The sequence below is a fragment of the Hymenobacter glaciei genome (assembly GCF_039539585.1).
Classification (GTDB): Bacteria; Bacteroidota; Bacteroidia; order Cytophagales; family Hymenobacteraceae; genus Hymenobacter; species Hymenobacter glaciei.
Genome location: NZ_BAABDK010000029.1, coordinates 194,938 through 214,162, shown reverse-complemented (window position 1 = coordinate 214,162; position 19,225 = coordinate 194,938). Strand labels below are relative to the sequence as shown.

The 19,225-nt window shown below is 58.3% G+C and carries 16 protein-coding genes; 5 read left to right on the top strand and 11 right to left on the bottom strand.

Features of this window, described 5'->3' with window-relative positions; genetic code table 11:
• The first annotated feature begins 31 nt into the window (after positions 1-31).
• Positions 32-910, top strand: a complete 879-nt coding sequence (locus ABD837_RS18665; RefSeq protein WP_345057506.1) for a dienelactone hydrolase family protein — start codon at positions 32-34, stop codon at positions 908-910.
• Between the two features lie 161 nt (positions 911-1,071).
• Positions 1,072-1,542 (top strand): Mpo1 family 2-hydroxy fatty acid dioxygenase, encoded by a 471-nt coding sequence (locus ABD837_RS18660; RefSeq protein ID WP_345057504.1) that lies wholly within the window; start codon positions 1,072-1,074, stop codon positions 1,540-1,542.
• A 122-nt stretch (positions 1,543-1,664) separates the two neighbouring features.
• Here ABD837_RS18660 and ABD837_RS18655 read toward each other — a convergent pair whose 3' ends face one another.
• The 11 genes from ABD837_RS18655 to ABD837_RS18605 form a co-directional block, all read right to left on the bottom strand.
• Positions 1,665-2,387: a phenylalanine-4-hydroxylase gene (locus ABD837_RS18655; protein WP_345057502.1), complete on the bottom strand. Its 723-nt coding sequence runs from the start codon at positions 2,385-2,387 to the stop codon at positions 1,665-1,667.
• Positions 2,388-2,648: 261 nt separating this feature from the next.
• Positions 2,649-3,653: a 3-deoxy-7-phosphoheptulonate synthase gene (gene aroF / locus ABD837_RS18650; protein WP_345057500.1), complete on the bottom strand. Its 1,005-nt coding sequence runs from the start codon at positions 3,651-3,653 to the stop codon at positions 2,649-2,651.
• Positions 3,654-3,718: 65 nt separating this feature from the next.
• The gene (gene trpA / locus ABD837_RS18645; protein WP_345057498.1) at positions 3,719-4,498 is read right to left on the bottom strand and encodes a tryptophan synthase subunit alpha; all 780 of its coding nucleotides are present in this window, start codon (positions 4,496-4,498) and stop codon (positions 3,719-3,721) included.
• A gap of 25 nt (positions 4,499-4,523) precedes the next feature.
• Positions 4,524-5,729 (bottom strand): tryptophan synthase subunit beta, encoded by a 1,206-nt coding sequence (gene trpB, locus ABD837_RS18640; RefSeq protein ID WP_345057496.1) that lies wholly within the window; start codon positions 5,727-5,729, stop codon positions 4,524-4,526.
• 130 nt (positions 5,730-5,859) lie between these two features.
• Entirely contained in the window at positions 5,860-6,600 is a 741-nt protein-coding gene (locus tag ABD837_RS18635; protein ID WP_345057494.1) for a phosphoribosylanthranilate isomerase, read from the bottom strand.
• A gap of 9 nt (positions 6,601-6,609) precedes the next feature.
• A complete protein-coding gene (gene trpC / locus ABD837_RS18630; protein ID WP_345057492.1) occupies positions 6,610-7,437 on the bottom strand; it encodes an indole-3-glycerol phosphate synthase TrpC in 828 nt (275 codons plus the stop codon).
• 49 nt (positions 7,438-7,486) lie between these two features.
• On the bottom strand, positions 7,487-8,482 hold the full coding sequence (gene trpD, locus ABD837_RS18625) for an anthranilate phosphoribosyltransferase (RefSeq protein ID WP_345057490.1): 996 nt from the start codon (positions 8,480-8,482) through the stop codon (positions 7,487-7,489).
• Positions 8,483-8,620: 138 nt separating this feature from the next.
• The gene (locus ABD837_RS18620) at positions 8,621-9,190 is read right to left on the bottom strand and encodes an anthranilate synthase component II (protein WP_345057488.1); all 570 of its coding nucleotides are present in this window, start codon (positions 9,188-9,190) and stop codon (positions 8,621-8,623) included.
• Positions 9,191-9,246: 56 nt separating this feature from the next.
• Positions 9,247-10,674 carry an anthranilate synthase component I family protein gene (locus ABD837_RS18615; RefSeq protein ID WP_345057487.1) on the bottom strand — a complete coding sequence of 476 codons (1,428 nt, stop codon included), beginning with the start codon at positions 10,672-10,674 and terminating at the stop codon, positions 9,247-9,249.
• A gap of 340 nt (positions 10,675-11,014) precedes the next feature.
• On the bottom strand, positions 11,015-12,214 hold the full coding sequence (locus ABD837_RS18610) for an alpha/beta hydrolase-fold protein (RefSeq protein WP_345057486.1): 1,200 nt from the start codon (positions 12,212-12,214) through the stop codon (positions 11,015-11,017).
• Between the two features lie 27 nt (positions 12,215-12,241).
• Positions 12,242-12,931, bottom strand: a complete 690-nt coding sequence (locus ABD837_RS18605; RefSeq protein ID WP_345057485.1) for a hypothetical protein — start codon at positions 12,929-12,931, stop codon at positions 12,242-12,244.
• A 554-nt stretch (positions 12,932-13,485) separates the two neighbouring features.
• Here ABD837_RS18605 and ABD837_RS18600 point away from each other — a divergent pair.
• The 3 genes from ABD837_RS18600 (at position 13,486) to ABD837_RS18590 (ending at position 19,077) form a co-directional block, all read left to right on the top strand.
• The gene (locus ABD837_RS18600; RefSeq protein WP_345057483.1) at positions 13,486-16,530 is read left to right on the top strand and encodes a SusC/RagA family TonB-linked outer membrane protein; all 3,045 of its coding nucleotides are present in this window, start codon (positions 13,486-13,488) and stop codon (positions 16,528-16,530) included.
• Positions 16,531-16,542: 12 nt separating this feature from the next.
• Positions 16,543-18,177, top strand: coding sequence for a RagB/SusD family nutrient uptake outer membrane protein (locus tag ABD837_RS18595; RefSeq protein ID WP_345057481.1), 1,635 nt, complete (start codon positions 16,543-16,545; stop codon positions 18,175-18,177).
• 69 nt (positions 18,178-18,246) lie between these two features.
• On the top strand, positions 18,247-19,077 hold the full coding sequence (locus ABD837_RS18590; protein ID WP_345057479.1) for a SusE domain-containing protein: 831 nt from the start codon (positions 18,247-18,249) through the stop codon (positions 19,075-19,077).
• Positions 19,078-19,225: the final 148 nt, after the last annotated feature.

Here is a 19,225-nt window from a genome sequence, read left to right as displayed (position 1 = left end):
CGGCTCAGTTGTTTCATTCTTACCAGTTCACATGTTCACCAAAAAGCTACTCACCCTCAGCGCAGCCCTGCTGACCTTCTCTTTCTCGGCTTCGGCCCAACAGATGGCCAGCTGTTGCGCCCGCCCGGGCGCCAACCTCTCGGCATCGGCCACCGAGGCGTTCGCTATGCTTGCCACCGACAAGGATTTTTCGGGTGGCCACGACGCCCCGCTGCCGTACGAATTCAAAGGCGAGGGCAAAATGATTGAGTTCAAAACCCCCGACGGCAGCACCGGCAAGGGCTTCGAAATTAAAAGCGCTAAGCCTTCCAACAAGTACCTGTTCGTCATCCACGAGTGGTGGGGCCTAAACGACTACATCAAGAAAGAGGCTGCCACCTTCGCCGTCGAATTGCCCGGCGTCAACATCATTGCCATCGACCTCTACGACGGCAAAGTGGCGACCACGCCCGAAGAAGCCGGCAAATACATGGGCGAGGTAAAAACCGACCGCGCCGTGGCCATTCTCAAAGGAGCCCAGATGTACGCCGGCCCCAAGGCGCAGCTGGCCAGCATCGGCTGGTGCTTTGGTGGCGGCTGGAGTCTGCAGGAAGCCCTGCTCGGCGGCAAGCAGACCGTTGGGTGCGTGATGTACTACGGCATGCCCGATAAGGACGTGGCCAAACTCAAAACCCTGAACTCGGACGTGCTGGGCATCTTTGCAACTCAGGACAAGTGGATTAACCCCGAGGTAGTTGGCCAGTTCAAAAAGGACATGTCCACTGCCGGCAAGAGTGTGACCATCGAAAGCTACGAGGCCGACCACGCCTTCGCGAATCCCTCAAATCCCAAGTTCAACAAGGAATTCGCCGCCAAAGCTCACGGCCAGGCCCTGAACTACCTGCGCGGCCGCTTCAAGGTAAAAGCGTAAGCAGAATTACCTACCTGAAACGAAAAAGCCTTCCCGCTCGGGAAGGCTTTTTTTTGCTACTTTGCTAAACCCGAACCACCGGCCACTGCACGACTTTGCAGGGCCAGGCCGAACTATCCGATTGCGGACGAAAAGCCCGCGCCACACTATTGCTTAACGTCATGGCCCCACTTGCCTCCCTGCTGTCCGAATACGGCGAAAGCCACCAGAACCCCACCAACAAGCTGGTGCACTGGGTATGCGTGCCGCTGATAATGTTTTCGCTCATCGGCCTGCTGTGGTCCATTCCGGTGCCCGTGGCCATTCAGCAAATCAGCCCCTGGCTGAACTGGGGCACGCTGGTGATGGTGCTGGCCCTCGTGTACTACGTGCGGCTGAGTGGGCGGCTGGCCCTCGGCATGGTACTGGTGTGGGTGGCCATGGCGCTGGCATTGCGCCTGGTAGCCGGTGCAGCGGTGCTCCCACTGTGGGGCATCTGCCTCATCATCTTCGCGCTGGCTTGGGTGGGTCAGTTCTGGGGCCACAAAGTCGAAGGCAAGAAGCCCAGTTTCCTCAAGGACCTACAGTTTCTGCTGATTGGTCCCCTGTGGCTGCTGCACTTCGTGTATCGCCGGCTAGGCTGGGGATATTGATGCTTCGGTTAATTGAGAATGAAGAATGAAGAATGAAGAATTGGCAGTCAGGGCCAAAATTCCTCATTCCTCATTCCTCATTCCTCATTCCTCATTCCTCATTCCTCATTCCTCATTCTCAATTAAGCGAAGCGCCCCGCCAGAATACCTGCCAACTCCTCTACGCACTCCGTGAGCTGCTCCCAGGCAGGCAGCATGAAATACTGGTTTTGGTAGCGGGTCCCGCTTACGGGTGTGCGCAGTACCGTGGCCAGGTCAAAGGCCGGGCGCGGGGTGTACTCGTTCACGCAATGGTGAATTTCGCCGGCCGATGACAGCAGACCCGCCCCGTAGAGGCAGGGCTTGCCTTCGTGCTGCACCATGCCAAACTCGGCCGTGAAGAAGTAGAGGGCCCACAGCTGCTCGCGGGCCGGCGAGCCGGCCGGTTGGGCAACGTAGGCCTGCGCCAGCTCGTGCAGGAAGTTAGCCAGCCCCTCGTCGAGCAGCATGGGCACGTGCCCAAACAGGTCGTGAAACAGGTCCGGGTGGGGACTGAAGTCGAACGCGTGCATCGGCCGGATGCGCGTCACAATCGGGAACTTACGCTCGGCCAGCAGGGCGAAAAAAGCGCTGGGTTCGAAGGGCCGCCCTACCGGGGCCAGCTGCCAACCGGTTTCCTCCTGCACTACGGCGCTCAGCTCCCGTATGTCGGGGATGGATTCGCGCCGCAACCCCAGGCGGGCCAGCCCCTGGCTGAATGCCGGCGCGGCCCGGCGGTGCAGCAGCGCGGTCTGGCGGTCAAACAGCATCTTCCAGATGAGCTGGTCCTGGTTGGCGGCAGCGGCGGGGTTGGTCTTGGCAAACATGGCGAAACAATAAGAGAACGTGTGGGTAAAACAGGGCGAAAAAAAAGCCCGATATCCTGACGGATTCGGGCTTTTGAAGGATTCTAGAGAAAGTCGGGTTTCATGCCTCGTCTTCCGGTAGCGCCAATCGCAGCCCGTACTCGCCCTGTTTGGGGGCGGTCGCTAGGGTGTTAATGCAATTGACGAATTGGTGGCGCATGAGTGAGACGAATTTAGGAATCGATTTTGAAAATGCAAGCATTAGCCTACATTAATTTTTCTTTATTCCAACTCCTGGCGCAACTGGTACACGCGGCGCAGGTTGCGAATCAGGCGAGCCGACTCGTCAAAATCCAGCGTCTGCGCGCCATCCGAAGCGGCGGTCTCGGGCGTTTCGTGCGTTTCGTACACAATGCCGTCCGCGCCGGCTATCACGCCGGCCAGCGCCATAGTGGGCACGTACTCGCGAATGCCGATGCCGTGCGAGGGGTCGACAATTACGGGCAGGTGGCTTTTGGCTTTCAGAATCGGCACTGCATTCAGGTCCAGCGTGTTGCGGCTGGCTGTTTCGAACGTACGGATGCCGCGCTCGCAGAGAATCAGCTTCTCGTTGCCACCCGAAAACACGTACTCGGCCGACGACAACAATTCCTCAATCGAACCGGAGATGCCACGCTTCAGCAGCACGGGCTTATCCACGCCGCCTAGGGCGTCGAGCAGGTTGAAGTTTTGGGTGTTGCGAGCTCCTACCTGAAACACGTCGACGAAGTCGTGCATCTCCTCTACCTGCGACACCTGCATCACTTCGGTCACAATTTTGAGGCCGCGCGCCCGGGCCATGCGGTGGAAATCGCGCAGGCCTTCAAGGCCCAGGCCCCGAAAGGCATAGGGCGACGAACGCGGCTTGAATACGCCGCCGCGCATCAGGCGCACGCCATTGGCTACGAGGTGGTCCATCACCTTTTCCATTTGGGCTTCGCTCTCGATGCTGCACGGCCCGGCGCAGATGGCCAACGAATTGCCACCAATGGTTACCCCGTCGCCCAGGTCGAGCACGGTGGGCTTCACGCGCCACTTGCGGCTCACGAGCTTGTAGTCGTCGCTCACGCGGTGCACGTCGCGCACGCCCGGCAGCTGGCCAATAGTACGGATGTCGAAGTCTTTTTTGCCAATCGCCACCAAATAGTGCGCGTGCTGGGTCGTGACTTCGGTGGCTTTGTAGCCCTGCTGCTTCAGGTGCTCGGTAATTGTGGAGACCGAAGCCGATTTTTCGAGTTGGATTATCACGGAATGAACAAGTTAGATTAGAACGACAAGCGCAGCTGGCCATTCAGTAGATTTCACAGAACTGCTTACGCGTGCTTAATGCCGCGCACGAATTGCGCGGCGGCAGCAGGTACATTTTCCGCATCTTCCAGCGCACGGATGAGCGCTGAGCCGATAATGGCACCCTCGGCATGCGTGCAGGCACGGTCGAAACCGGCTTTATCAGCAATGCCGAAGCCGATGAGGCGCGGGTTGCGCAGCTTCAGCGCAGCAATGCGCTCGAAGTATTTCTCCTGCTCCTCGGCGTCGGGCAAGGTGGTGCCGCCGGTAGTGCCGGGTCCGGAAACCAGGTACAGGAAGGCTTCGGAAAGGCTATCGAGGTGGCGAATGCGCTCCTCTGAAGTTTGCGGGGTGATGAGGAACACTGCTTTCAGGCCGTACTTCTTGAAGGTTTCCTGGTAGAACTCTTCGTATTCAGCGAGCGGCAGGTCGGGCAGAATAAGACCATCGATGCCCACGGCGGCGGCCTGCCGGCAGAATTCCTCCACCCCAAACTGCATTACCGGGTTGAGGTAGCCCATAAGGAGCACTGGCACTTCTGGCACAGCAGCGCGCAGGCCTTTCAGCTGCTCGAACAGCACGGGCAGGTTCATGCCGTTGGCCAGCGCCACCGAGCTGCTCCCCTGGATAACCGGGCCATCGGCCAGCGGGTCGGAGAAAGGCATGCCGATTTCGAGGATATCAGCCCCGGCATCTACCAGGGCCTGGGCCAGCGGAATGGTGTCGTGCAGGCGGGGGTAACCGGCTGTGAAGTAGGTGTTGAGCAGGTTGGTCTTGCTCGCAAAGGCGTGTTTGAGGCGGTCCATAGTAATAGTGTTCGGGAGCCGCAGGCTACACCAGCTTGTCCATGTTCTTGAGGTAGGTTTCCAAGTCCTTGTCGCCGCGGCCGGACAGGTTAACAACGACCACGTCATCGGGGCCCGCGCCCAGCTGGCCGAGGGCGGCCAGCGCGTGGGCCGTTTCCAGGGCCGGGATGATGCCTTCGAGGCGGCTCAGCTCGGCTACCGCAGCCAGCGCATCGTCATCGGTAATGGCAATGAATTCGGAGCGGCCCACCTCGCCCAGGTAGGCGTGCAGCGGACCAATGCCGGGGTAGTCAAGCCCCGCGCTCAGCGAGTACGGCTCGGTAATCTGGCCGTGCTCGTCCTGCATCAGCAAGGTTTTGCTGCCGTGGATGATGCCCGGCGTTCCCAGCACCGACGTGGCCGCCGAGTGCCCTGAATTGATGCCGTGCCCGGCGGCTTCCACCGCAATGAGGCGCACTTCGGGCTCATCCAGGAAGTGGTAGAACGCGCCGGCCGCGTTCGAGCCGCCACCTACGCAAGCCACCACGAAATCGGGCAGCTCCGAGCCGGTTTTTTCCAGCAGCTGGGCCCGCATTTCCTCGCTGATTATGGATTGCAGGCGCGCTACCAAATCGGGGTACGGGTGTGGGCCCACCACCGAGCCAATGATGTAGTGGGTATCGACGGGGTTGGCAATCCAGTCGCGGATGGCTTCGTTGGTGGCGTCTTTCAGGGTGCGGCTGCCGCTTTCGGCGCGGCGCACTTCGGCCCCAAGCAGGCGCATGCGGGCCACGTTGGGCGCCTGGCGCTCGATGTCGACCGCGCCCATGTACACCACGCAGGGCAAGCCCATCAGGGCGCACACGGTGGCGGTGGCCACGCCGTGCTGCCCGGCGCCGGTTTCGGCAATAATGCGCGTTTTGCCCAGCCGTTTGGCCAGCAGAATCTGCCCCACGGTGTTGTTGATTTTGTGGGCACCGGTGTGGCACAGGTCCTCTCGCTTCAGAAACACGCGCGTGCCGTATTTCTCCGACAGGCGCTTGGCTTCAAACAGCGGCGTGGGCCGGCCCACATAGTCGCGCAGCAGCTGCTTAAGCTCGGCCTGGAATTCCGGCTCGGCCATGATTTCCAGGTACTGCGTGCGCAGTTCCTCCACGTTGGGAAAGAGCATTTCGGGTACGAAAGCGCCGCCGAACTGCCCGTAGTAGCCGCGGGCCGTGGGCTGTTGGTAAGAGGTGGTTGTGGGAGTCATATCTATTCGGTTTTAGCTTGACTTATCTCGGCACGTCATGCTGAGCGCAGCCGAAGCATCTCGCGTGCAGCAGTAATTAAATCGTTCAACAATGCGGGCGAGTTGATTCGGCCGCGCTCAGCATGACACACTATTTACTTTCATCATCGCCTTTCGAGCGTAGCGCTTTCAGCATCTCCCCTACTCGCGCAGCGTCTTTAACCCCGGGTGCAGTTTCAAAACGGCTGTTCAAATCGACGCCCGCCAGGCCGGGCAGGTGCAAGCTTGCCAACTCAGCAGCGTGCTCCACCCCCAACCCACCCGCCAGGAAGTAGGGCACGGGCAGGTTGTAGGCTTTCAACAAATTCCAATTAAAAATGGCCCCGTTGCCACCAGGCGCAGCCCCTTTGGTGTCGAAGAGAAAGAAGTCGCAATACGGCACATAGGGCAGTAGCGCAGCAAAATCTACCTGCTCCCCCACCGAAAACGCCTTCATCACCAGCAGGCCGGCTTCGTTCAATTCCTCGCACTGGACTGGGGTTTCGTGCCCGTGCAGCTGCACAGCGGCAAGGCCGAAGCGCTGCACCGTGGCAAGGATGTTCTCGGTGGTCTCATTCACAAAAACGCCCACTTTCCAGATGGTTGGCGGCAGGGCGCGCACCAACTCGGGAGCCAGCATTTCGCCCACGAAACGGGGCGACTTTGGGGCGAAGATGAAGCCCAGAAAATCCGGCCCGAGCCCGGCAATGCCCGGCAATGCCGCCGCATCGCGCATGCCGCACACCTTCACGAGGAGCCGCGCAGGGGCAGCAGGCGCGTCGGGCTGAGATGTCGCGCCGGGCACACCGGCGGCGAGGGCCAAAGCAGGCAAGTTTGGGCGGGGTGTTTTCATTGCGGGCAACTAGGCAACAGCCGATTCAGTTTTAGGCAGCGCGGCAATTTCCTGTACCAATGCCGCGCAGGCGCGCTCAGGACGGGCGTGGCGCATGAAGGCTTCGCCCAGCAGAAAACCCTGGTAGCCCACTTCGCGCAATTGGCCAATGGCCGCAGCCGTAGAAATTCCGCTTTCCGACACCTTCACAAACTCCTGCGGAATGGCTTCGGCCAGCGCCATGGACGTGTCGAGGCTCAGGCTGAAATCGTGCAGGTTGCGGTTGTTCACCCCAATCAGGTTCACGGCCTCGGCGTTGGCCGAGCGGGCCAGCTCGTCTCCGTCGTGTACTTCGAGCAGCACTTCGAGGCCCAGCGAGCGGGCCAACCGACCCAGCGCATCGATTTCGGCGGGCGTGAGCACGGCTGCAATCAGCAGCACGGCATCAGCCCCCATGCTTTTGGCTTCGAGAATCTGGTACTCATCCACCACAAAATCCTTGCGTAGAATGGGGCAGAAATTAAAGCGGCGGGCCGTGGTCAAGTCTTCGCTTTTGCCGCCGAAAAATTCGGTGTCGGTTAGGATGGACAGCGCCGCCGCACCGGCCTGCATATAGCCAAGCGTGGTACGCTCGACGGGTGCGTACTGGTTAATCCAGCCCTTGGATGGCGACTTGCGCTTGAACTCGGCAATGAGGCCGCTGCCGCCTTCGCGCAGCAGGTACTTGCGCAACGACAAGGGCTGCGAGTTGAAATACAGGCTGGTTTCGAGCAGCTTCACGGGCACTAGCTCGCGGCGGCTGGCAACTTCCTGGCGCTTGTGGGCGACAATGGTATCGAGGATGGTGGCTTGGGACATGACTTAGAGAACAGCAGCGCGGCAGATTTGCTTGGCGCTAAGGAGAATTTTATTGCGTGGCCAACATGGTTTCAAACGCGCGCCGGGCCGCCCCCGAGTCCAACGACTCGCGGCTGAGCGCCAAGGCATCGTCCCAGCCTAGGCCGGGGCGGGCGCACTGCAGCGCCAGCGCGGCATTGGCGGTCGTCACGTTGCGCTGAGCAGCGGTACCGTGGCCATCGAGAACGTATTTGAAGAGTTCGGCAGCCGCCGCTACGGTGCTGCCGCCGGCCAGGTCGTCGGCGGTGCAGGTGGGCAGGCCCAGCGTGTCGGCGGTGAAGAGGCGCTCGCCTTCGAAGGACGACACCACTTTGGCGGGGCCGGTAAGAGCCAGCTCGTCGTAGCCATCAAGGGCGTGCACCACAGCGTAACGGGTGCCGGTGGGCTGCATCAGGTAGTGGTAGAGACGCTGCAACTCGAGGCTGAACACGCCCAGCAGCTGGGCCGCCGGCCGGGCCGGGTTCACCAGCGGGCCCAGGATGTTGAAGAAGGTGCGCAAACCCAGCTCGCGCCGGATGGGCCCGGCGTGGCGCATGGCCGGGTGGAAGGCCGGCGCATGCAAAAAGCAAATGCCCGCCTGGTCGAGCTGCCGCCGCAGCTGGTCGGAAGTCGCTTCGAAGTTGTAGCCATGGTGCGCCAGCACATTCGAAGCCCCCGACACCGACGACACCCCGAAGTTGCCATGCTTAGCCACTTTAGTGCCGGCCCCAGCCACAATAAAACAGGCCAGCGTAGAGATGTTGAGCGTGTTTTTACCGTCGCCGCCCGTGCCTACTATATCCACGACCTCATGCGTGCCCAGTTCCGGGTCACGGCTCAAATCGAGCAAGGCCTGCCGAAAACCAGCCAACTCGGCCACAGTGATGGGCCGCATGCGGTACACGGCCAGGAAAGCCGCCGTTTCGGCCGGGTTGGCCCCGCCCTCGCCCAGCTGGCGCATGGCGGCGTGGGCCTCGGCGTGGGTCAGGGGCTGGTGGTCGAAAAGCTTGGTGAGAATCTGTTTCAAGGCTTTATCACTTTACTGGAACGTCATGCTGAGCGTAACCGAAGCATCTCGCTCGCATCGTTCGACGAGTTATTTAGTATTGCACGCGAGATGCTTCGGCTACGCTCAGCATGACGTTCTTTTAATTTTCCGACGTACTTAAGCCAGCCAGTTTTCCAGCATTTGTGCGCCGTGCTCGGTGAGGATGCTTTCGGGATGGAACTGCACGCCCCGCACGTCGTATTCACGGTGACGGAAGGCCAGTACCTCGCCGTTGGCGTCGCGGGCCGTTACCTCCAGCGTTGCGGGCATCGACTCGGGCCGTACCGCCCACGAATGGTAGCGGCCTACCTGAAACCGCTGGGGCAGCCCGGCAAACAACCGCTCGTCGCTCACCGTCACCTCGGCTTCGTTAGCCACGCCGTGCAGCACGGCCGGGATGTTGTAAAGCTCCGCGCCAAAGCTCTCGGCCAAACCCTGGTGGCCCAGGCACACGCCGAGAATGCGTTTGGTAGGCGCATATTTCTGGATAATGGCCGGCATCAGGCCGGCTTCCGTGGGAATACCGGGGCCGGGCGACAACAGAATGGCATCGTAAGCGGCCACGTCCTCAAGCGTCAGCTGGTCGTTGCGCGTCACCATCATACCAGGGCCGTGTCCGAGCTCGCGCAGCAAGTGCACCAGGTTGTAGGTGAAGGAATCGTAGTTATCGAGAACGAGGATTTTCATGGTTTCAACTTGATAAGGAACGTCGTGTCGAAAGGCACTATACTTGGCTTGAATGACTACCTGACCTCCGCTGCGGCCTGCAGCGCAGCGCGCAAGGCTCCCAGCTTATGGTGCACCTCCTCCAGTTCCGACTGCACTTTCGAAGCCGCTACCACCCCGGCCCCGGCCTGGAAATAGAGTTGGTTGCCGGTGCTCAGAAACGAGCGAATCATGATGGCGTGGTTGAAGCTACCATCGAACCCCATGAAGCCCAGGCAGCCGCCGTAGTAGCCCCGGGCAGTGGGCTCCAGCCCATCGATGAGCTGAATAGCCCGAAACTTAGGGGCGCCCGACAATGTGCCCGCCGGGAAGGTGTCGGCTACCACCTGCAGCGTATCGGTGTTCTCGGCCAGCTCGGCCGTGACCTTGCTCACCAGGTGAATGACGTGCGAATAGAATTGGATTTCGCGGAGCGTGCGCACCTGCACCTGGGTGCCGTGGCGGGCCAGGTCGTTGCGGGCCAGGTCCACCAGCATCACGTGCTCGGCGTTTTCCTTGGGGTCGGCGGCCAGGCGCTGGGCAGCGGCAGCATCGGCGGCATCGTCGCCGGTGCGGCGGTAGGTGCCCGCAATAGGAAACAGCGTGGCCTCGCGGCCCTGCACGAGCACCTGCGCCTCGGGCGATGAACCGAAAATTTTGTAGTCGCCGTAGTCGAAGTAAAACAGGTACGGCGACGGATTGATTGAACGCAGCGCCCGGTATACATTAAACTCGTCGCCCGAAAAACCCTGCTGGAAACGGCGCGAGAGCACAATCTGAAACACGTCGCCACGCAGGCAGTGGGCCTGGCCCTGCGTGAGGCGCGCCAGAAACTCCTCATCGGTCTGGTTGGTCTGTTCTTCGCCCACCGTGGCAAAGCCAAAGGCTGGCACGCTGGGATGGCGCACCAGATTTTCGAGGCGGTCGAGGCCATCGGATTCGGCCAGGGCTTGGCCAGCTACGCTGTGCTCGAACAGGTGCAGTTCCTGCCGGAAGTGGTTGAAAGCAATAACGTAGCGGTATACCCCGTAGCGAATAAGTGGAATGTCGCCGGCCGCAACCTTCGCGGGGTCCAGCTGCACGTCTTCAAAGCTTTGAACCGCCTCGTAGCCCATGTACCCAAACAGGCCAGTGCTGATGAAGGGCAGCTTTTCGGCCGAAGCATCGGGGGTGCCAGCAGCGGCAAAGTCGCGCAGCCGGGCCAGCGCCTGGCGGGGGTGGGCCAGGGTTTCGGTGGTTTCGGGCGCGCCGGGCAACAGTTGGCGCAACACCCCGCCACGGCGCAGCTCAAAGGTGGCCAGCGGCTCGCACACCAGGTAGCTGAAGGCATTTTGCTGGCCGTGGTAGTCGGCGCTTTCGAGCAACAGGCAGTTGGCATACTGGTCGCGCAGGCGCAAAAACAGGCCCACCGGAGTTACGGTATCGGCGAGCAGGCGGCGGGAGCGGGTGATGAGTTGGTAAGGCACGAGGTCGAAAAAGGGAACAGCTGAAACGAAAAAAGCCCGGCTTGCGGGCCGGGCTTTTTGTGATTGCAGGTAAAATCAAGATGAATTCACGAGGCGCACAGGAAGGCCGGTCCGATGTTTCGGAGATGCCACCACCAAGCCTGAGAAATGCGATTCGAATTCATGTTGAGAAGGGCGCTTCGGCTGAAACGCGTTGCAAAGGTAGGATAGCAATATTGAAAAACCGGCAAGCAAACCCGAAACTTTATACAAATCCAGTGCTACGACCTACCATTAGCAGGCAATTCGGCAACCACTGGCTATCCTGTGGCCCGGGTCAACCCAGTTGCTAATTAGCTGGCTATTTATTCTTTGAACCAGCTCTTGCGGGCATGGGCCGAAACAGAAAGCGGTAAGCCGCCGGAAACTCGCGCCGCCAGAACCATTCCTTGTGCTCGCCATCGACTGGGGAATGAAACGACAGGTTGGCAGCCGGTACGCCCCCGGCCCGCAGCTCGTTGCGCCACTGCACCATAAGCGGCAGCATGGTTTCCGATTCCTTGGGCCCACACACAAAATAGAACCGGGCAGTACGCGCCGCCGGATGCGTACGGGCATAGGCCTGAAGTGAGTCATTACACACCCAGAAAGCCGGTGAGAACGCACCTACCTCGCCAAACACCTGCGGATACTTCAGCGCTGCGTATACCGATATCAGCCCGCCCAGGCTGGAACCGGCGATGCCAGTATGGGCAACATCGGATTGGGTACGGTAGTGTTTATCGACGTATGGCTTCAGGGTTTGAGCCAGGAAGTCGACGTAGGCACTTCCCTGCCCGCCTTGGTGCGGCTGACCTTTCAAGCCTTCGCTATGCCAGGGAATGTATTCGTCGGACCGGAATTCATTGCCGTTATCAACGGCTACCACAATGCTGCCGGCCGCGTCCTGGCCGGCTTTACGAAGCTGGTCCAGCGTTTCATCAATGCCCCACTCGCTACTGAAGCTGGTTGCCTCGTCAAACACGTTTTGCCCATCGTGCAGGTACAGCACGGGGTATCGCCGCTTCGGCTGGGTAGCGTAATCGGCGGGCAAGTAAACGAGCACACGGCGGGTGCGCCCAAGCTGGGGCATGGCAAAGGCTTGGGCTAGTACATGCACCTGCGAGGTTGCCGTATGCTTTTTGGGCCCGGCACCGCCACTTTGGTCGTCCCAGGCCTGCACCTGGTGCCCGATTTCGCGGGCTGCACTTAAATCGGCCCGGCGGTTGGCGATGGGCTGGTTCTTATCATCGATTTCGGCCGTGGCCCAACTGCCGCGCGTGAACTTGTACTCGGCTGGCTCGGGGCTCAGCAGCAGGCTGATTTGGTAGCTGCCGTCGCTGTTTTTATGCAGCGCAAAGTGAGCATTGTGCGGGTTCCAGCCGTTGAAAGAACCAGCTACAAAAAGCGTATCGACGGGCGGGGTGCTGGCTGGAACGCGCGCAATCTTTAGGACTACTTGCGCGGCAGCAGAGCCAGCGAAACTTACCAGCAGGCCGGCCAGCAGGAATCGAATAGTCATCAGCAATGCAGAAGTGGCCCCCGAAAGCTAGCGAATGGTTTCGCCAGTCCCAGCACCGCGCTCGGAATTGTCGGTTTTGCGCAGCGTGTAGGCCGCACGCACCGAGTCGATGCCCGGCAGGCCGTTTACCTGAAAGTCGAGCAGTGCGCCCTTTTTCTGCGGGCCTTTCACGAAGTGCCGATATTCTTCGGCCGACTCACGAACAACATATAAAAAGCTCGATGACGGCACTTTCAGACGCGAGTAGAAGCAGCGGCCGTCGCCGGCGGGGCGGCGGGTGTCTTCGGCAACGATGCTGGTGCCCAGCAGCCGGTACTTCGCCATGTCGCTGCCAGGCAGCGCCAGGTTGCCCAAGCCATCCACAAATACTTCGCGCCGTTGCATGAGGTGCTCCAAATCGTTGGTTTTGAGCAAGGGCAGGTTTTCCTCCGACATGATGAGCTGCTGCACCACTTTGCCGGGCGCAGGCTCCTGGTAGTACACTATCACGGGTTTTTTCAACTTCACCTTGTTCACAACTACCGGCGGTGGGCCATCCTCGTTGTCGGAAGCCTTTTGAATCACAATGGGTGCGTACACGGGAGGTGGTTTGGGGGCATTCTTGGAAGCCCCTGCTTTGCCCTTGGCCGATTTTTTCAGATAGGGCCGTGCCTGGGCCCAGGCGTCCGAACCGGTGCTGGCCAACAGCAAAACAAGCAGCAGTATGCGGTTTTTCATGAGGGAAGTAAAAGCCAAATGTAACAAACTGGTGATAGTGCCGCAACACATTCAGTCCACCCGGTCGGGCCAATAAGAACAGGCGCAGGCAAACCAATTCCAGATTGCGCAACCTGAGGCAAACCAAGCGCCAAAGTTTGCTGTTGCCTCAGTATCTATTCTACACTATATCCCGTCTGGCAGGTGTGCTAACGTTTGCAAGGTCTAGGCCAATTTCTACTTGCTGATTTTAATTGCCATTTGCGCTAACGTTTGCAATCATTATCCAATTTCTATGATGGGATTAATTCCATTTGACTAGGATTTATTAGAATAATCATTGTTGTAAGCCATAACAATCTGGTAATGATTATTATGCATCAAAAATAAAGTGGTTTTAGCAATACTGATTCATGGCTATTTAAGCCGCAATCGTTTGGGGGATTGTGATTAACGCCTATCACAATCGTTTGAAAAAAAAGACTGCAAACGTTCTTAAATGCTATTTTTTGGTAACTTGCAGGCCCAAATAATTTAGTTTTTTTCCCACCACTTTTTTTAACCACTCTGTTTCTATGAAACACCCATATTTAGCAAAGCTGCTGTTTCTGCTGCTGCTAGCGGGACTCGGCTTCTCCACCCGAGCTCAGACCCAGACCGGCTCCGTTAGCGGAAAGGTGCTTGACGGCAAGGGCGCGGGCATTCCTGGCGCTACGGTGCTGGTTGAGGGCACCACCCTGGGCAGCTCCTCGAATGTAGACGGCACCTTCAACATCACCAACGTGCCAGCTGGTCCACACAACCTCACCATCTCATTTGTGGGCTATACTTCGGCACGCATTCCGGTAACGGTTGTGGCTGGCCAGAATGCATCGGCCGATGCCACACTGGGCGAGAACACCACCCAGCTCGCCGAAGCCGTGGTAGTAGGCTACGGCACCCAGCGCCGCCAGGATATCACCGGGGCAGTAGCTACAGTCGATGCTAAACAATTTGTGCAGGGCCAGGTCACCAACCCCGAGCAATTGATTCAGGGAAAAGTGGCTGGCGTGAGCATTACCACCGCCGGCGGTGCCCCGGGCACGGGCACAACCATTCGCATCCGCGGCAACTCGTCGCTCAACGCTAACAGCGACCCACTGTACGTAATTGACGGTGTGCCAGTGGATAAAGAGGGCGTCAGTGGAGCTTCCAATCCGCTCTCGCTTATTAACCCAAGCGACATCGAAACTTTTACGGTTCTCAAAGACGCATCGGCAACGGCCATTTATGGCAACCGGGCTTCGGGCGGGGTAATCCTGATTACGACCAAGAAAGGCCTGAAGGGCGAAAAGCTGCGCGTGGAATTGAATTCGCAAGTGGGTGTTTCAACAGTAGCCCGTCGCTACGAGACGCTGTCGACCGACGAGTTCCGTAGCTTGATTAAGGCTAATGGTTCGGCATCGCAGTACGCAACGCTGGGCACCGCCAACACCAACTGGCAGAACGAAATTTTCCGTACGGCGGGCACCTATGACAATACAGTGAGCCTAATTGGTAGCGCGGCCAATGTACCGTTCCGCGTTTCGTATGGCAACCTCTACCAGGAGGGTATTGTCATCACCAACAAGCTGAAACGTAACTCGGGCTCGGTGAGCCTATCGCCTACCCTGCTCGACAACCATCTGCGCATCGATGTGAACGCCAAAGGCAGCATCGTTGACAACCGCTTCGTGGATTACGGTACGGTAGCCACCGCTGCGGTGTACGACCCCACCCAGCCGGTGCGCGCTGAAGGTGCCGGCTTCGCACGTTACGGTGGTTACTATCAGTTCACCAACTCGGCTGGCCAGCCGTTGGGCAATGCGCCCGGCAATCCGGTGGCATCCCTCAACAACACCAACAACACCAGCACGGTGAAGCGCCTCATTGGCAACGTGCAGTTCGACTACAAAGTCCACGGTATCGAAGGTCTTCGGGCTAACCTGAACTTGGGCCTGGACGCATCGCGCGGACGCGGCAACAACATCATCCAGCCCACTGATTTCGGCAATTACAACACTGCTGCTGCCGCTGCCACCAACCCTGGCCTGAACGGCAACTACAGCCAGTATTCGCAGGACAAGGATATGAAGCTGCTCGAAGCCTACCTTGCCTATGGTAAGCAGGTAGGAGGCACCAAGTTCGATGTGCAGGGCGGTTACGCGTACCAGACCTTCACGTACCAGGGCCCGAACTTTCTGCCCTACCGCTTTGACCGCACTACGAAAGTTAACGAGGGCGATGTGCTGACGTTGCCAAATTACTACGGCAAGCTTGTGCTGCTGTCCTACTTCGGCCGGGCTACCGCTAATGTGAAAGACAAGTATCTGTTAACGGCTACCCTCCGCAATGACCAGACGTCGCGCTTCCGTGACGGCTACCGCAGCGGCTTATTCCCGGCGTTGGGCTTGGCTTGGCGCGTGAAAAACGAAGATTTCCTAAAGGACAATAACTTCTTCTCGGAATTCAAGATTCGTGCTGGTTACGGCCGCACGGGCCAGCAGGACGTGAATAAGAACGGGGACTTCGACTACGGCTACTATTCGACCCAGCCGCGCTATGTATTGAGCGGCTCGTCGACGACTTACCCGCTTGGCAATGGCGGCGCAATCCTAGTTCCGACTTATAGCGTACAGGGGTACAACCCCCTGCTGACTTGGGAAACCACTAACACGTACAACGCCGGCCTGGACTTGGGCTTTCTCGATAATCGCCTGATGGCAACCGTCGATGTGTATGAGCGTCTGGCTACCGACCTGATTGCCAACGTGAACTTTTCGGCTGGTTCTAACTTCACCAACCAACTCAACGCGAACATCGGCTCTATGCGTAACCGCGGTGTTGAGGTTGGCCTGAACTATGGCATTCTGCGCAACGACAATCTGACCTGGGATGTGAACCTAAACGGCGCGTACAATGTCAACAAAATAACCGCGCTAGACCGTCAGACTGAAGGTTTTGCAGGTTACAAAGTAGGCGGCATCGGCGGCGGCACTGGCAACCAAATCCAAATTCAGTCTGTGGGCTACCCCATCAACTCTTTCTTCGTTTCGAAACAAGTCTACGATTCGAGCGGCCGGCCCGTGGAAGGCGTGTATGTTGATAAAGACGGCAACGGAATTATCAACGACGCTGATTACGACCGTTATAAGCAACCAGCCCCCCTCGTGACGCTGGGCTTCAGCTCGAATGTTGTGTATAAAAAGCTGACTTTTGCTTTCACCCTGCGTAGCAACCTCGGCAACTACGTATACAACGCCAACGCTGCTAACCTCGGCAACTATGCCAATGCGCAGGGCTCGACTTTGTTTGTAAACAATCTGAACCCGGATGTGCGCAATACCGGCTTCACCCGTCAGCAGGTGTTCTCCGACTATTACGTGCAGAACGCCTCGTTCCTGCGGGCTGAGAACATCTCGCTGGGCTACAACGCCGGCAAGGTCCTCGGTACTGCTTCGTTGCGCATCACGGCCAACGTACAGAATGCCTTCCTGGTCACCAAATACAAAGGTGTTGACCCGGAAGTACCCAGTGGCATCGACTCCAACTTCTATCCCCGCGCCCGTACGTTCACGCTCGGCTTAGCTCTCGGCATTTAATTCCCACCAAACATGAAGAATGCATTATACCGGGGGCTAACGGCCCTCTCGCTGAGTACCGCTCTGGTTAGCCTCAGCACATCCTGCACCAAAGACCTCGACCAAACGCCCAAGTACGAGCTTACGCCCGATAAAGTGTACGTAGGCTTGGCTGGCTACAAGCAGGTGTTGTCGAAGCTTTACGGTGGCTTTGCCCTGACTGGCCCTAATGGCCCGGGTTCAGGCGACATTGTGGGCATCGACGCTGGTACCTCGGACTACATCCGCCAGTGGTGGAGTGCTCAGGAACTGACCACTGACGAAGCCGTAATTGCCTGGAACGACCCGGGCGTACAGGAGTGGCACCGCTTGAGCTGGGATGCCAGCGGCCCGCTGGTGCGCGGCATCTATAGCCGCATTTACTACGAAATCGCCATTTGCAACGAGTTTGTTCGCGAGTCTTCGGATGATAAGCTCAACAGCCGTGTTGGCGGCGGCGAGGTAGCACAAGGCAAGCTCTTCCGCGCGGAGGCACGGTTCCTGCGCGCCGTGGCTTACATGCACGTTATCGACATGTTTGGCAACGGGCCCTTCGTGACTGACCAAGACGTGGTTGGTGCTGGCAACCCCCGGTATGCTACCCGCCAGGAGCTATACAACTATGTGGAGAGCGAGTTGCAGGCCCTGACTACAGAACTGGCAGCGCCCCGCACCAACGAGTACGGCCGCGTAGACCAAGCCGCCGCGCACGGCTACTTGGCCCGTCTGTACCTGAATGCCGGTGTATACACGGGTACCCCTCAGTATGCCAAGGCTGCCGATGAAGCTAAAAAAGTCATCGACTCGGGCTATAAGTTGAATACTACGGCTGCTGCGCCGGTATCGTCAGCTTATGGTCGTCTGTTTCTGGCCGACAATAACATGGCCCCTGCGAAAGAAGAAATTATTTGGCCTGTTATCTTCGACGTGAACAACGTGCAGAGCTATGGTGGTACCACGTTCATTGTGAACGGTGCTACGAGCGGGTCTGATGCCAACTGGCAGAAATATGTAGGCGAAACCACTGGCTGGCAAGGCTTGCGCACCACTAGTGCACTGTTCAACAAATTTTTCCTGCAAGGCGGTGATACGGCAGTTGACCGCCGGGGCCGCTTTTGGACTCCCGGCCAGACCTTGGAAATCAGCGACCTGAGCCAGTTCAATCAAGGTTTGGGCGTAACCAAGTTTCGCAACGTGACTTCAGCAGGGGCACCGCAAAACTTCTCGCTGAACTTCTCCAGCGTAGACTTTCCAATGCTGCGCCTTGCCGACGTGATGCTCATCTATGCTGAAGCAGCCGCTCGCGGCAGTGCTGACCGGGCTCTTGCTCTGGGTTATGTGAACCAAATCCGCGCCCGTGGCTTCCGTGCAGGCACCAACAGCGCCATCACGGATGCCCAGATGACGCCCGACTTCATCCTTGATGAGCGGGCTCGCGAAATGCATTGGGAAGGCACCCGTCGTAGCGACCTCATTCGCTACGGTAAGTTCACGGAATCGACCTACCTGTGGCCCTGGAAAGGGGGCTTGGCCAGCGGCAGAAGTGTTGACAGCAAGTACAAGCTTTTCCCGATTCCGGCAGCTGACTTGACGGCTAACACGAACCTGAAACAAAATCCTGGTTACTAAACCTTTTGCTACCTGCCTGGCGTTGCCAGGCAGGTAGCATTTTTGTTCCCACTCATCTCTCTGATAATTATGTATAATTTGTTCTCTAAACCAGCCCTTTTCATGGGACTGCTGACTTTAAGCCTTACTGCCTGTAAAAAGGATGAGATTAAAGTCACTTCCGAGTTCAGCGCTCCTCCCACATTGAAGGCGAGCACGACCAACGCTGGCGTGCTTAGTAAGACAAATGCGGATAACACCGCTGTAACCTATACCTGGACGCCTTACACCATTAAGACGTCGGATGAGTCCAAGGTTGCTTCCATGGTTACTTATACGCTCCAGTTTGCGAAGGCGGGCACCAACTTCGCCTCGGTCAAGGAAATCGATGGCGGGGCAGTTTCGGCTTCGTCGCTGTCCATTAAAACCGTTGACTTGAACAAGACCTTGCTCGCGTTGGGCTTACCATTTGGGCAATCGGGTCAGGTTGATGTGCGTCTGAAAACCTTCGTCGCGGGAAACCTCCCGACTCTGTATTCCCCGACGATGCAACTAGCTGCTACGCCTTATGACGAGTGCACGGCACCCAGCTCGGACACCTGGGGCTTGGTTGGCCCAGCTGGTGACGGCTGGCCCGGCGGCACTGCTACCGACCGTATGCTGAAATGGGATTGCAACGTGAATGCCTACGTGTTGCGCACGGCGCTAAACGTAGGGGACTTCAAGTTCCGTAAGGACAAAGATTGGGCGGTTAACTTAGGTGCGCTGACCAAGCCACTGACGCCTGGTACCGCGCCTACTACTCTGAAGCTTAACGGTGAGGACATGACTATTACCACCGCAGGAACTTACACCATTACCTTAAAGCCAGTGGGAACCGGTACCGGTGTCACGGGTGCTACCTTGACTGTAACTCCTTAAGCAGTAATTGAAGTTTATAGTCTTCACAAGTCGTAAAAAAAGCCGCTGATTACTCAGCGGCTTTTTTTATGCCCCCACACGTACGTATCGGGTGCATCAGGGCTCTGCCAATGAGAGAAAATCTCCGAGCTGTTGGATAAAGGCTTCA

What these genes read in the sequence shown, in the direction of transcription:
- ABD837_RS18665 (WP_345057506.1), top strand. Translation starts at nt 32, where the DNA reads ATGTTCACCAAAAAGCTACTCACCCTCAGCGCAGCCCTGCTGACCTTC.
- ABD837_RS18660 (WP_345057504.1), top strand. Translation starts at nt 1,072, where the DNA reads ATGGCCCCACTTGCCTCCCTGCTGTCCGAATACGGCGAAAGCCACCAG.
- ABD837_RS18655 (WP_345057502.1), bottom strand. Translation starts at nt 2,387, where the DNA reads ATGTTTGCCAAGACCAACCCCGCCGCTGCCGCCAACCAGGACCAGCTC.
- trpA (WP_345057498.1), bottom strand. Translation starts at nt 4,498, where the DNA reads ATGGACCGCCTCAAACACGCCTTTGCGAGCAAGACCAACCTGCTCAAC.
- trpB (WP_345057496.1), bottom strand. Translation starts at nt 5,729, where the DNA reads ATGACTCCCACAACCACCTCTTACCAACAGCCCACGGCCCGCGGCTAC.
- ABD837_RS18635 (WP_345057494.1), bottom strand. Translation starts at nt 6,600, where the DNA reads ATGAAAACACCCCGCCCAAACTTGCCTGCTTTGGCCCTCGCCGCCGGT.
- trpC (WP_345057492.1), bottom strand. Translation starts at nt 7,437, where the DNA reads ATGTCCCAAGCCACCATCCTCGATACCATTGTCGCCCACAAGCGCCAG.
- ABD837_RS18620 (WP_345057488.1), bottom strand. Translation starts at nt 9,190, where the DNA reads ATGAAAATCCTCGTTCTCGATAACTACGATTCCTTCACCTACAACCTG.
- ABD837_RS18610 (WP_345057486.1), bottom strand. Translation starts at nt 12,214, where the DNA reads ATGACTATTCGATTCCTGCTGGCCGGCCTGCTGGTAAGTTTCGCTGGC.
- ABD837_RS18605 (WP_345057485.1), bottom strand. Translation starts at nt 12,931, where the DNA reads ATGAAAAACCGCATACTGCTGCTTGTTTTGCTGTTGGCCAGCACCGGT.
- ABD837_RS18600 (WP_345057483.1), top strand. Translation starts at nt 13,486, where the DNA reads ATGAAACACCCATATTTAGCAAAGCTGCTGTTTCTGCTGCTGCTAGCG.
- ABD837_RS18595 (WP_345057481.1), top strand. Translation starts at nt 16,543, where the DNA reads ATGAAGAATGCATTATACCGGGGGCTAACGGCCCTCTCGCTGAGTACC.
- ABD837_RS18590 (WP_345057479.1), top strand. Translation starts at nt 18,247, where the DNA reads ATGTATAATTTGTTCTCTAAACCAGCCCTTTTCATGGGACTGCTGACT.